The sequence below is a fragment of the Pseudomonas sp. B13(2017) genome (assembly GCF_002113245.1).
Taxonomy (GTDB): Bacteria; Pseudomonadota; Gammaproteobacteria; order Pseudomonadales; family Pseudomonadaceae; genus Aquipseudomonas; species Aquipseudomonas putida_Z.
This window is the reverse complement of the sequence record NZ_NEJX01000009.1, coordinates 173,370-186,120: the sequence shown is the minus strand read 5'-3', so window position 1 is coordinate 186,120 and position 12,751 is coordinate 173,370. Positions and strand designations below refer to the sequence as shown.

The 12,751-nt window shown below is 62.0% G+C and carries 11 protein-coding genes; 9 read left to right on the top strand and 2 right to left on the bottom strand.

Annotated features, from left to right (window positions below; genetic code table 11):
• The first annotated feature begins 7 nt into the window (after positions 1-7).
• The 8 genes from CAG44_RS14315 to CAG44_RS29305 all read left to right on the top strand — a co-directional run bounded on the left by CAG44_RS14315 (position 8) and on the right by CAG44_RS29305 (position 8,994).
• A complete protein-coding gene (locus CAG44_RS14315; RefSeq protein WP_013973298.1) occupies positions 8-1,174 on the top strand; it encodes a cupin domain-containing protein in 1,167 nt (388 codons plus the stop codon).
• Entirely contained in the window at positions 1,167-1,595 is a 429-nt protein-coding gene (locus CAG44_RS14310; RefSeq protein ID WP_003258855.1) for a GNAT family N-acetyltransferase, read from the top strand. The genes CAG44_RS14315 and CAG44_RS14310 overlap by 8 nt, the downstream gene beginning before the upstream one ends.
• 223 nt (positions 1,596-1,818) lie before the next feature.
• Complete coding sequence (locus CAG44_RS14300) at positions 1,819-3,774, top strand: DNA topoisomerase III (protein ID WP_085692382.1); 1,956 nt, start codon at positions 1,819-1,821, stop codon at positions 3,772-3,774.
• A gap of 232 nt (positions 3,775-4,006) precedes the next feature.
• A complete protein-coding gene (locus CAG44_RS14295; RefSeq protein WP_085692381.1) occupies positions 4,007-5,296 on the top strand; it encodes an FAD-binding oxidoreductase in 1,290 nt (429 codons plus the stop codon).
• A gap of 239 nt (positions 5,297-5,535) precedes the next feature.
• Positions 5,536-6,366, top strand: coding sequence for an alpha/beta fold hydrolase (locus CAG44_RS14290; protein ID WP_085590565.1), 831 nt, complete (start codon positions 5,536-5,538; stop codon positions 6,364-6,366).
• A gap of 118 nt (positions 6,367-6,484) precedes the next feature.
• Positions 6,485-7,426 carry an RHS repeat-associated core domain-containing protein gene (locus CAG44_RS14285; RefSeq protein WP_256575253.1) on the top strand — a complete coding sequence of 314 codons (942 nt, stop codon included), beginning with the start codon at positions 6,485-6,487 and terminating at the stop codon, positions 7,424-7,426.
• Positions 7,427-7,545: 119 nt separating this feature from the next.
• Positions 7,546-8,325 carry a TSUP family transporter gene (locus CAG44_RS14280; protein WP_085590561.1) on the top strand — a complete coding sequence of 260 codons (780 nt, stop codon included), beginning with the start codon at positions 7,546-7,548 and terminating at the stop codon, positions 8,323-8,325.
• Positions 8,326-8,466: 141 nt separating this feature from the next.
• The gene (locus CAG44_RS29305) at positions 8,467-8,994 is read left to right on the top strand and encodes an RHS repeat-associated core domain-containing protein (protein WP_085692379.1); all 528 of its coding nucleotides are present in this window, start codon (positions 8,467-8,469) and stop codon (positions 8,992-8,994) included.
• 232 nt (positions 8,995-9,226) lie between these two features.
• Here CAG44_RS29305 and nudC read toward each other — a convergent pair whose 3' ends face one another.
• Positions 9,227-10,057, bottom strand: a complete 831-nt coding sequence (gene nudC, locus CAG44_RS14270; RefSeq protein ID WP_085692378.1) for an NAD(+) diphosphatase — start codon at positions 10,055-10,057, stop codon at positions 9,227-9,229.
• A 36-nt stretch (positions 10,058-10,093) separates the two neighbouring features.
• Positions 10,094-10,906 carry a crotonase/enoyl-CoA hydratase family protein gene (locus CAG44_RS14265; RefSeq protein WP_085692377.1) on the bottom strand — a complete coding sequence of 271 codons (813 nt, stop codon included), beginning with the start codon at positions 10,904-10,906 and terminating at the stop codon, positions 10,094-10,096.
• Between the two features lie 150 nt (positions 10,907-11,056).
• Here CAG44_RS14265 and nhaB point away from each other — a divergent pair, with 150 nt between their 5' ends.
• A complete protein-coding gene (nhaB, locus tag CAG44_RS14260; RefSeq protein ID WP_003258843.1) occupies positions 11,057-12,559 on the top strand; it encodes a sodium/proton antiporter NhaB in 1,503 nt (500 codons plus the stop codon).
• Positions 12,560-12,751: the final 192 nt, after the last annotated feature.

Genomic DNA, 12,751 nt, shown 5'->3' with positions numbered 1-12,751 from the left:
GTTGAACATGAATCCTGATACTCCACTGCAGCTGCTGGGCGGCATCTCGGCCCGCGAATTCATGCGCGACTACTGGCAGAAGAAGCCGCTGCTGGTGCGCCAGGCCTTCCCGGACTTCATCAGCCCGATCGACCCCGACGAGCTGGCCGGCCTGGCCCTGGAAGAGGAAGTAGAGTCGCGTATCGTGCTCGAGCACGGCGCGCACCCGTGGGAGCTGCGTCGCGGCCCGTTCACCGAAGATACCTTTGCCGAGCTGCCGGAAAAGGACTGGACCCTGCTGGTGCAGGCCGTGGACCAGTTCGTCCCGGAAGTAGCCGAACTGCTGGAAAACTTCCGCTTCCTGCCCAGCTGGCGCATCGATGACGTGATGATCAGCTTCGCCGCCCCCGGTGGCAGCGTCGGCCCGCATTTCGACAACTACGACGTGTTCCTGCTGCAGGGCCACGGCCAGCGCAACTGGAAAATCGGCCAGATGTGCAGCAGCGACAGCTCGCTGCTGGAGCACGCCGACCTGCGCATCCTCGCCGACTTCGAGCAGAGCGATGAGTGGACCCTGGAGCCGGGCGACATGCTCTACCTGCCACCACGCCTGGCCCACTACGGCGTGGCCGTGGACGACTGCCTGACCTACTCGGTAGGCTTCCGCGCGCCAAGCGCCGCCGAAGTGCTGACCCACTTCACCGATTTCCTCGGCCAGTTCCTGCCCGACGAAGAACGCTACAGCGACGCCGATGCCCAGCCGGTCAGCGACCCGCACCAGATCCAGCACGACGCCCTCGACCGCCTCAAGGCGCTGCTCGACAAGCACATGGGCGACAAGGACCTGCTGCTGACCTGGTTCGGTCAGTTCATGACCGAGCCACGCTACCCCGAGCAGATCGTCGGTGAAGAGCTGTCTGAGGAAGAGCTGATCGATGCCCTGGAACAAGGCGCCATCCTGATCCGCAATCCGAGCGCGCGCCTGGCCTGGTCGGAGTTCGAAGAAGACCTGCTGCTGTTCGCCAGCGGCCGCAGCTGCCCGCTGCCGGGCAAACTGCGCGAGCTGCTGAAGCTGGTTTGCGCAGCCGACGCCCTGCACATCGACAACCTGGGCGAATGGCTGCAGGATGAAGATGGCCTTATGCTGGTACAGCAGCTGGTCAAACAAGGAAGCCTGGGATTCGCCAATGAATAAGATTCGTGTGCGCCTCGCCGACTGGCACAAGGACAACGCCGACATCCGCCGCATCCGCGAAGCGGTGTTCATTGCCGAACAGCACGTGCCGCCGGAGCTGGAGTGGGACTCGGACGACCCGACCGCCGCGCACTTCCTGGCCCTGGAAGGCGACTACCCGATCGGCACCGCGCGCCTGCTGCCTGACGGCACCATTGGCCGGGTCTCGGTGCTGAAGGACTGGCGCGGGCTGAAGGTGGGTGACGCGCTGATGAACGCGGTGATTGTCGAAGCACAGAACCGCGACCTGAAGCAGCAGATGCTCAGCGCCCAGGTGCACGCCACGCCGTTCTACGAGCGGCTGGGCTTTCGCGTAGTCAGCGAAGAGTTCCTCGAAGCCGGCATCCCGCACGTGGACATGGTGCGCGACTCGCGCGCCTGATCCCTGTACCGGCCTCTTCGCGGGCTTGCCCGCTCCCACAAGGACCCCACAGATATTGAATGCTGTGCAGTACCTGTGGGAGCGGGCAAGCCCGCGAAGAGGCCGGCACAGCAAAATACATCTTCCCTGACAAAAACCTGTACATCCATCCAGATAAAACTTGCCTCCGCGCCTTCGCTTGCGCATCCTATCGCCCATCACCCCCGATGAAGCGTCCCCGGCCATGCGCCTGTTCCTCTGCGAAAAACCCTCCCAGGCAAAAGACATCGCCAAAGTGCTCGGCGCCAACCGCAAGGGCGATGGCTGCTGGCAAGGTACCGACGTCTGCGTGACCTGGTGCATCGGCCACCTGCTGGAAACCGCCCCGCCCGACAGCTACGACGAACGCTACAAGCGCTGGAACCTGGCCGACCTGCCGATCATCCCGGAAAAGTGGAAGATGCTGGTCAAGCCCAAGACCGCCAGCCAGTTCAAGGCAGTCAAGCGCCTGCTCGGCGAAGCGCGCGAACTGGTGATCGCCACCGACGCCGACCGCGAAGGCGAAATGATCGCCCGCGAACTGGTCGAGCATTGCCGCTACCGCGGCCCGGTGCAGCGCCTGTGGCTGTCGGCACTGGACGACGCGTCCATTCGCAAGGCCCTGGCGCGGCTGCTGCCGGGCCACGAAACCTTCAACCTGTACCACTCGGCGCTGGGCCGTTCGCGCGCAGACTGGCTGATCGGCATGAACATGAGCCGGCTCTTCACCCTGCTGGGCCGCCAGTCGGGCTATCAGGGCGTGCTGCCGGTGGGCCGGGTGCAAACGCCCACCTTGCGCCTGGTGGTCGACCGCGACCGCAGCATCGCCGACTTCGTGCCGGTACCGTTCTGGGCCATCGACGTGCAGCTCGAACACGCAGGCTTTGGCTTCAACGCCCAGTGGCGCGCCCCCGAGGACGCCTGCGACGACCAGGGCCGCTGCCTGAACCAGGCCCTGGCGCAGCAGGCTGCCGCCGACATCGGCACTGCGGGTACTGCCCGGGCCGTGAAGGTGACCACCGAGCGCGTGCGTGAAGCGGCACCCCTGCCCTTCGACCTTGGCACCCTGCAGGAGCTGTGCTCGAAAAAGTTCGGCCTCGGCGCCCAGGAAACCCTCGACATCGCCCAGGCCCTGTACGAAACCCACAAGCTGATCACCTACCCGCGCAGCGACTGCGGCTACCTGCCGCAAAGCCAGCACGCCGAAGCGCCAGCCATCCTCGCCGCCCTGCAACGTTCCGATGCCAGCCTGGCGCCGCTGCAGCCCTACCTGGAGCCGCAACGCCGTTCACGGGCGTGGAACGACGCCAAGGTCAGCGCCCACCACGGCATCATCCCCACTGCCGCCGCCAGCGACCCGTCGCGCCTGCCGGCCAAGCACAAGGCGGTGTACACCCTGATCCGCGCCCGCTACCTGGCGCAGTTCCTGCCCAACCACGAGTACGACCGTACCCAGGCCGACTTCGACTGCGCCGGCCATGCCCTGCGTGCCGTAGGCAAGCAGATCGTCGAACCAGGCTGGCGCCGTGCGCTGCCCGAGGCGCTGACCCCGGCCAAGGGCCGCGATGCACCACCGGCCCAGGTGCTGCCGGCGCTACGCGAAGGCCAGGACTGCACAGTGCAGGGCCTGCAACTGAAAGACCTGTGGACCCAGCCGCCCAAGCCGTTTACCGAAGGCGACCTGATCAAGGCAATGAAGAACGTGGCCAAGCTGGTGGACGACCCGCGGTTGAAGCAGAAGCTGAAGGAAACCACCGGTATCGGCACCGAAGCCACCCGCGCCAGCATCATCCAGGGCCTGCTTGACCGCGGCTATCTGGTGAAGAACGGCAAGGCGCTGTCCGCCACCCCTGCGGCCTTCAGCCTGATCGACGCCGTGCCACGCGCCATCGCCGACCCAGGTACCACAGCTATCTGGGAGCAGGCGCTGGACATGGTGCAGAGTGGCGAGATGACACTGGAGGAGTTCGTCGCCCGGCAATCGGCATGGATGGGCAAGCTGGTCGAACGGTGCAGCGGCATGCGCATGACCATCAGCGGGCCGGCAGCGGGGGCTGCGCCGCCGTGGAAGAAGAAGCGTAGAGGGAGTGGGAAGAGTAAAGCGGCTGGAAGCAAGGCTGCCAGCAAGCCGCGGCAGCCCAAGAGAAAAGCTTCAACCTGAGGCTTTTGCACTGTCATTACGGCCCTATCGCCGGCAAGCCAGCTCCCACAGGTACTACACAGCTTTCAAAACCTGCGCAGGACTTGTGGGAGCTGGCTTGCCGGCGATAGGGCAGGCCAGGAATACAGAGAATTCAGAAAAACCACAAAACCTGACCAACATACTGGCGCCATGAATTTTTAATGCTAAATTTTCATGAAAATAATCAAAACAAATTTCATGAGACCCCTGCATGTTCAAACAATCCGCCCAGCACGTCGCCAGCTACTACGCCCAGACCTACCCCGCCAGCATTCCCCTGCACCCTACCCTGCAAGGCAGCCACGACACCGAAGTCCTGATCATTGGCGCCGGCTTCAGCGGCCTGCACACCGCCTTGCGCCTGACCCAGGCCGGCAAGCGCGTAACGCTGCTGGAAGCCAGCCGCGTGGCCTGGGCCGCGTCCGGCCGCAATGGCGGCCAGGCACTGCTCGGCTGGTCGTGCGACATGCCACCGCTGGAAAAGGCCCTGGGCGTCGAACGCACCCGACGCCTGTGGGCCAGCATGTGCTGGGCCGCCGATGAAATGCGCGAACTGCCCGAGCGCCATGGCTTCGACATCGACTACCGGCTGGGCAGCCTGTGGACCGCCGTGCTGCCGCGCCGGGTGAAGATGCTGGAAGAAGCCCTGCATGAGGCCGAACAAAAATGGGGCTACGACGCCCTGCGCCTGATCGGCCGCGACGAGCTGCCGCAATGGATCGACAGCCCGCGCTACCAGGCCGCGCTATACGACGCCAAAGGCGCCCACCTCAACCCGCTGAAGCTGGCTCAGGGCCTGGCCAGCACCATCGAGGCGGCTGGCGGGCGGATCTACGAACAGAGCCAGGTGCTCGACTACCAGAAAGCCGGCGACGGCTATGTGGCCCGTACCGACCGCGGCGAAGTACGCTGCCAGGTGCTGGTGCTGGCCTGCAACGCCTACATCGATCGCCTCGACCGCAACCTGTCGCGCCGCCTGTTGCCGGTTGGCTCCTATCAGGTAGCCACCGCACCGCTGAATGCCGACTTCGCCCAATCGCTACTGCCGCGCAACAGTTGCGTGATCGACAACCAGTTCGTGCCCGACTATTTCCGCCTCACCCCGGACCATCGCCTGCTGTTCGGCGGCGGCTGCACCTACCTGGGCGGTATTCCCAAAGATGTCACCAGCGCTACCCGCCCTTACCTGGAGCGGGTGTTCCCGCAGCTGGCCGGGGTGGCCATCGACTATGCCTGGGGCGGCCATATCGACTGCAGCATCCAGCGCACCCCGGATGTCGGTCGCGAGGGCCAGCGCTACTGGCTGCAGGGGTTCTCGGGCCATGGCGTGCTACCAACACTGGCGGCGGCGCGGGCGGTCAGCGATGCCATTCTTGGCGACGACGACCTGCTGACGCTGTACCAAGGCCTCGACAACGGCCGCTTCCCCGGCGGCGATCTGCTGGCGGCACCGCTGGAAGCTGCAGCCAAGGCCTGGTACCGGATGCGCGACCGCGTCTGATCGGTTGACGCCCCTTCCTTGTGGGAGCGGCCTTGTGTCGCGAAAGGGCCGCAAAGCGGCCCCGGCAATGTGTGCATCTGTGCTGAAACCCTGGGGCTGCCTTGCAGCCCTTTCGCGACACAAGGCCGCTCCTACAGGGGACCGAGCAGGGCCGGGAGTGCCCCACAAATTCCAGCACCAGGAAAAAACCACCTATTCTCAATAGCTCCCTTCGCTTCCTGCACACAGGAGACCCGACCATGAGCTATGTAACCACGAAGGACGGCGTACAGATCTTCTACAAGGACTGGGGCCCGCGTGACGCACCGGTCATCCACTTCCACCACGGCTGGCCGCTCAGCGCCGACGATTGGGATGCCCAGCTGTTGTTCTTCCTCGCCCATGGTTACCGCGTGGTCGCCCACGACCGCCGCGGCCATGGCCGCTCCAGCCAGGTATGGGACGGCCACGACATGGACCACTACGCCGACGATGTGGCAGCGGTCGTCGCTCACCTGGGCATCCAGGGCGCCGTGCATGTCGGCCACTCGACCGGTGGCGGTGAAGTGGTGCGCTACATGGCACGGCACCCTGAAGACAAGGTGGCCAAGGCCGTGCTGATCGCCGCCGTACCGCCACTGATGGTGCAGACGCCCGCTAATCCTGGTGGCCTGCCCAAATCGGTGTTCGACGGCTTCCAGGCCCAGGTTGCCAGCAACCGTGCGCAGTTCTACCGGGATGTGCCGGCCGGGCCGTTCTACGGCTACAACCGCCCTGGCGTCGAAGCCAGCGAAGGCATCATCGGCAACTGGTGGCGCCAGGGCATGATTGGCAGTGCCAAGGCTCATTACGATGGCATCGTGGCGTTTTCCCAGACCGACTTCACCGAAGACCTGAAGGGCATCCAGCAACCGGTGCTGGTGATGCACGGCGATGATGATCAGATCGTGCCGTATGAGAACTCCGGGGTGCTGTCGGCGAAGCTGCTGCCCAATGGCACGCTGAAGACTTACAAGGGCTACCCGCATGGCATGCCGACCACCCATGCCGATGTGATCAATGCGGATTTGCTGGCGTTTATCCGTAGCTGATGTGATTGCAGGATCGGCCGATTCGCGGGCAAGCCCACTCCTATGAGATTCGCCATCTTTAGCAGGAGCCGGCTTGCCTTCGATAGGGCTGGCCTGGCAACTCATCCATGGATCATGCTTGCAACTGGCAAATTTAACAGTAGCGCGTCTGGCTATTTTGGCCAAAGGTGACCTCATTACCTACCACGCCAGAAGCCCGACCATGCCAGAAAACAAAAAGCAGTACTTATTCTACAACAGAGACCACCTGTCACAGATCAATGGTGATAACAAAACCGTGACGCTATTTTCAGCCCTGGATACTCCACTCGCGCAGCGATCTGACGAAACACTGCTCACCGCAGTGAACTCACAGGCATCGATCGTTGAAAGTTCACATCGAGACTGCATTCAGAGCCTGAGCTACAGCGCTTATGGGTACAGCCATATTTATAATGTTCTGGGTTACACCGGGCAACGTTGTGATCGTTTCACATACCACTACCTCCTTGGCAATGGATACCGTGCTTACAGCGCCATTTTGATGCGATTTCTTTCACCTGACACCTTGAGCCCTTTTGGTAACGGAGGGCGAAACGCATATGCCTATTGTGAGGGTGATCCAACGAACAACGTTGACCCGTCAGGCCACATGTTCCGGGGTTTAAGGAGGCTGGTCAATAGAGTAAGCGACGCTCCGAGCTCATCATTTACCGCCAAGAACAAACATTACAACGCAGCTAAAGAAGTCACCGAGAGCACCCCACCGCTGGCCGAATTCAAGAATTGGTTTGATAGCATATATACTCGGGAAAAGCATTTGAAGCAGGCTGCAAAACTGCACCAATTGGCAGAAAGGTTAGAAACATGGAGCCCCAATCCTGATCTGGCCATCATACTGAGTGAAGAAGACCAATGGTACCTTGCATTTGAAAAATATCAGAAGGCACTCAACAAAACAGTGGCAATGATCGAAAAAGTCTATATCCCTGTCGAGCCAGTAACAATATCTCCTCTCCCCTCATTATCTTCACTGAATTCAGACATGAGAAAAGCACACCACGTCAGCAGCTTGCGCTAAAACGTCAGTCACCGGGCCTGAAAACTGGCACTGGCAACCTTGGCGCGTGAGCATTACCATCCCGAGCTCTCGGAGCGGCAATCCCGCTCCGGCTCCTTTCCTGAATCCGCCCAAACCCCATGCCCTTCGAACTCACCGTAGAACCTCTCACTCTGCTGATCCTGGCCCTGGTCGCCTTCGTCGCCGGCTTCATCGATGCCATCGCCGGCGGTGGCGGCCTGCTCACCACCCCGGCGCTACTCACCGCCGGCATGCCGCCACACCTGGTACTGGGCACCAACAAGCTCAGCTCTACCTTCGGCTCGGCCACCGCCGGCTTCACCTACTACAGGCGCAAGCTGTTCCACCCGGCGCAATGGCGCCCGGCATTGTTCGCCACCTTGGTCGGTGCTTTGCTCGGTGCAGTGATTGCCCACTACATGCCGGCCGAATGGCTGAACAAGATGCTGCCTGTGGTCGTCTTCGCCTGTGGCGTCTATCTGCTGTTCGGCGGCACGCCCAAGGCGCCGCTGGATGCCGATGCACCGATCAGGAAAAAGTGGCAAGTGCCGCAAGGCTTCACCCTGGGCTTCTATGACGGCGTGGCCGGCCCGGGTACCGGGGCGTTCTGGACGGTCAGCACCCTGCTGCTCTACCCCATCGATCTGGTCCGTGCCAGCGGCGTGGCGCGCAGCATGAACTTCGTCAGCAACATCGCAGCGCTGACGGTATTCATCATTTCCGGGCAGGTGGACTACATCGTCGGCCTGTGCATGGGCCTGTCGGTGATGGTCGGCGCGTTCTTCGGCGCACGCACGGCGATCAGTGGCGGCAGCAAGTTCATCCGCCCGGTGTTCATCACCGTGGTGCTGGCGCTGACCGTGCGGCTGGCGTGGCAGCACTGGTTCAGCTTGGCATAAGGCTCTCAGGAGGGCTCTGTAGGCTTCAGATCACAGGCCTGCCGTCCAACGAACACTTCGCTACTCACATTTCTGCCAGTTGCAAGATTGAGCTTACCTGGTTGAGGGTATTAAAAGTCCTCTCAACCAGGTAAGAAAAATATGCCCAAGTCGTATAGCCGACAAGCCTACACCTGTTATGGCTTTGTCGCTCAACAAGAATCACGGCTAGCCATACTCGGTTTCAATGGCCAACAGCGAGGCCGTTTGACGGACTGCTATTACTTGGGTAATGGCTATCGCGCTTATAACCCGAAACTCATGCGATTCAACTCAACAGACAACCTGAGCCCTTTCCACCACGGCGGGATCAACGCATATGCTTATTGTGGCGGAGACCCCATAAACAACATTGATCCTTCCGGACATTGGTTCTGGTCTCGCTCCGAGCCTAAATATGCGTTATCGATGATCAAAAAAACTGACACCCATAAGCTTACCCAGCAATATAGCGGATGGTATCACCATCCAGCCGCAGACGGCTGGGATGCTGAAATGGCAATCAAATTACCAAAAAGGGTAGAAAAAAAATATATTACGCCACACAGCTTCAGCTGGCAAAAAATGGTGTGTCTAACGCTCCGATACAGCACATACAGAGCAGGCTGGATAGCGTCAGTGCCAAAATAGCTAAAACTCGTACAAGACTGGAAAAGCTCAAACGTGAGCTTCCTTTACATGCATTAACAGTCATGAATAGCATGCTGGCACCTCCGCCGCCTCCACCGCCCTATCCGGTGATCGATAATCACTCCGTGGTTCCCAACGACATAGATGCTACGATTGCAAACTATCAGATTCGCTTGCAATTAACACAACATGTCGCACCACCTGTATACCGCAAGACCAGTGACCCAAATTACTAGCGTGGCAGCACTGGTTCTGGCAGGCCTAGGCGGCGCGCAACGTACAGATCGATCAAGTACCGGGCAATCGACCGCCCGGCCGGCAGCGGCGGCAGGTCGTGGACGCTGAACCACTTGGCATCCTCGATCTCGTCCGGCTGCATGACGATATCGCCGCCGGCATACTCGGCATGGAAGCCCAGCATCATCGAATGCGGGAACGGCCAGCACTGGCTGCCGACGTACTGGATGTTCCTTACTTCCACCGCCACCTCTTCACGCACTTCGCGCACCAGGCAGTCCTCGGCCGACTCGCCCGGCTCGGCAAAGCCTGCCAAGGTGCTGTACACCCCGGTGACGAAGCGTGGCGAACGCGCCAGCAGGATTTCGTCGCCACGGGTCACCAGCACGATCATGCTTGGCGAAATGCGCGGGTAGCTGCGCAGGTCGCAAGGCTGGCAGTACATTGCCCGCTCCCAGCGGATCTGCGTCATTGCCTGGCCGCAACTGCCACAGAAACGGTGCTCGCGGGCCCAGGTGCCGATCTGCGCGGCATAGCCCAGTACTTTGTAGGTGTCGAAGTCACCCTCGAGCATGAACGCGCGCAGGCCGCGCCAGGCGCAGCCAGGCACGTCGGTGGCGCTGCGCAGCTCCAGCAGGAACACCGGCTGGCCGTCGAAGTGGCCGATGCCGTGCTCGCACAGCACGTCGAGGTCCTGGCGCCTGAGCCAGTCGCGAGGGAACAGCGCGCCGTTGTCGTCCACCAGGAACCCTTCCGGGCTGCGGGCCACGGCCAGCCCCCCGGTGATCTGCGGGTCGAGTACTGCGGTAGTCCAGCGTGCTGACATGTCGGGGGTTCCCTTACTGCGCGTCCCCCGGCCTGATCAGTCGGCGAACGTCGGTTTCTGTTTGCTCATGTGCGCTGCCACCGCCACGCGCAGGTCTTCGGACTGCAGCATCGCGGCGTTCCAGGTGGCGATGTACTCCAGGCCATCGTCGATGCGATGGTCACGCATGTAGCTGAGCATTTCCTTGGTGCCGGTCACGGCGATCGGCGATTTTGCGGCAATCTCGCCGGCGATGGCAAAGACCCCGTCCATCAGCGCGGCCTGATCATCATAGACCCGGTTGACCAGGCCGATGCGCAGCGCCTCTTCGGCCTCGACATTGCGCCCGGTGAAAGCCAGCTCACGCATCATGCCGTCACCGATGATACGAGGCAAACGTTGCAGTGTGCCGACATCGGCGGCCATGCCCATGTCGATTTCCTTGATCGAGAACTGCGCGTCGCTGCTGCAGTAGCGCATGTCGCAGGCCGAGATCAGATCGATGGCGCCGCCAATGCAGTAACCCTGCACCGCGGCCAGCACCGGCTTGCGGCATTTGTCCACGGCATTGAACGACGCCTGCAGGCGCAGGATGGTGCTGCGCAGGAAGCGTGCGTTACGGCCGACGTCCTTGCCCATCTGCCCGGCCAGCGAAGCCAGCATCATCAGGTCGATACCAGCGGAAAAATGCTTGCCGGCTCCGCTGATCACCACCGCCCGCACCGCGTCGGTGTCGTCGACCCACCGGAAGATGTCGATGATCTCCTCCCAGAAGGCCGCGTTCATCGCATTGCGCTTGTCCGGGCGGTTGATCTGAACGTGGGCGATGCTGTTGGTCAGTTCGACCTTGAATGCGCTGTACTCGGTCACGGGCGGCACTCCTGCGGGTGAAGGGTTCATGGCACGGATGGTAACCCACCCCGATGACCGCACTTGTGCCAAAAACGGGACTTTACGCCTTGCCTAAGACGCGCTGATCCGGCACCGTGCGCCATCGCCGAATCATAAGGATACAAATTCATGTCGCGCTCCCTGACCGGCGCCCTCGCCCACAGCTTTCTGGGCCAGTCGCCGCTTTGGTACAAGGCAGTCATCTGCCTGTTCCTGGTGCTCAACCCGCTGCTGCTGGTGACCGTCGGCCCGGTCGCTGCCGGCTGGGCACTGGTGCTCGAATTCATCTTCACCCTGGGCATGGCCCTGAAGTGCTACCCGCTGATGCCTGGCGGCCTGCTGCTGGTCGAAGCCCTGCTGTTGCAGATGACCACCCCGCAAGCCCTGTACGAAGAGCTGCAGCACAACTTCCCGGTGATCCTGCTGCTGATGTTCATGGTCGCGGGCATCCACTTCATGAAGGAACTGCTGCTGTTCCTATTTTCGCGCATCCTGCTGGGGGTGCGTTCGAAGGCGATCCTGGCGTTGCTGTTCTGCGTGCTGTCGGCATTCCTCTCGGCGTTTCTCGATGCGCTGACCGTGACCGCCGTGATCATCAGCGCCGCGGTCGGTTTCTATGCGGTGTACCACCGCGTCGCCTCCGGGGCCAACCCGCGCGAAGACAGTGCGCTGGACAGCGACCAGCAGGTCGCACAGTTGCACCGTGAAGACCTCGACCAGTTCCGCGCCTTCCTGCGCAGCCTGCTGATGCATGGCGCGGTGGGTACCGCCCTGGGCGGCGTGTGCACGCTGGTGGGCGAGCCGCAGAACCTGCTGATCGGCCATGAGATGGGCTGGCACTTCGCCGATTTCTTCCTGAAGGTGGCACCGGTGTCACTGCCGGTGCTGGGCGCCGGCTTGCTGACCTGCGTGCTGCTGGAGAAGTTGCGCCTGTTCGGCTACGGCACGTTGATGCCCGAGCCGGTGCGTCAGGTACTGGCCGCCTACGCCGCCGAGGACGATGCTGCACGCACCACTGCCCAGCGCATCGCGCTGTGGGTGCAAGGGTTCGCCGCACTGATCCTGATCGTCTGCCTGGGGCTGCACGTTGCCGAGGTCGGCCTGATCGGCCTGATGGTGATCGTGCTGATCACGGCATTCACCGGCATTACCGACGAACACCGCCTGGGCCGTGCCTTCCAGGACGCCATGCCGTTCACCGCTTTGCTGGTGGTGTTCTTCGCCGTGGTGGCGGTGATTCACCAGCAGCAACTGTTCAGCCCGTTGATTGCCTGGGTGCTGGCGCTGCCGGCCGAGCAGCAACCGGGCATGCTTTACCTGGCCAACGGCCTGCTGTCGGCGATCAGCGACAACGTGTTCGTTGCCACCATCTACATCACCGAGGTGAAGCAGGCGTTCCTCAATGGCAGCATGAGCCGCGAGCATTTCGAGACGCTGGCGGTGGCTATCAACACCGGCACCAACCTGCCGAGCGTGGCGACGCCGAATGGGCAGGCGGCCTTCCTGTTCCTGCTGACTTCGGCGATTGCGCCGCTGATACGGCTGTCGTATGGGCGAATGGTGTGGATGGCCTTGCCCTATACCGTAGTGATGGGTGGTCTGGGGTGGTGGGCGGTGACCTACTGGCTGTGATGTAGCTTGTACCGGCCCTATCGCCGGCAAGCCAGCTCCCACAGGTTTTACGCTGCACTCAAGGACTGTGGTGTACCTGTGGGAGCTGGCTTGCCGGCGATAGGGCCAGTGCAGACACAGCACAAGGCCCTGTCGATTCTGCTGCCTGCCATTCGACTATCCCATGCCCCCAGCCACCCCCGGCTGCCAACA

Coding starts and splice junctions, on each gene's coding strand:
- CAG44_RS14315 (WP_013973298.1), top strand. CDS start 8: ATGAATCCTGATACTCCACTGCAGCTGCTGGGCGGCATCTCGGCCCGC.
- CAG44_RS14310 (WP_003258855.1), top strand. CDS start 1,167: ATGAATAAGATTCGTGTGCGCCTCGCCGACTGGCACAAGGACAACGCC.
- CAG44_RS14300 (WP_085692382.1), top strand. CDS start 1,819: ATGCGCCTGTTCCTCTGCGAAAAACCCTCCCAGGCAAAAGACATCGCC.
- CAG44_RS14295 (WP_085692381.1), top strand. CDS start 4,007: ATGTTCAAACAATCCGCCCAGCACGTCGCCAGCTACTACGCCCAGACC.
- CAG44_RS14290 (WP_085590565.1), top strand. CDS start 5,536: ATGAGCTATGTAACCACGAAGGACGGCGTACAGATCTTCTACAAGGAC.
- CAG44_RS14280 (WP_085590561.1), top strand. CDS start 7,546: ATGCCCTTCGAACTCACCGTAGAACCTCTCACTCTGCTGATCCTGGCC.
- CAG44_RS29305 (WP_085692379.1), top strand. CDS start 8,467: ATGCCCAAGTCGTATAGCCGACAAGCCTACACCTGTTATGGCTTTGTC.
- nudC (WP_085692378.1), bottom strand. CDS start 10,057: ATGTCAGCACGCTGGACTACCGCAGTACTCGACCCGCAGATCACCGGG.
- nhaB (WP_003258843.1), top strand. CDS start 11,057: ATGTCGCGCTCCCTGACCGGCGCCCTCGCCCACAGCTTTCTGGGCCAG.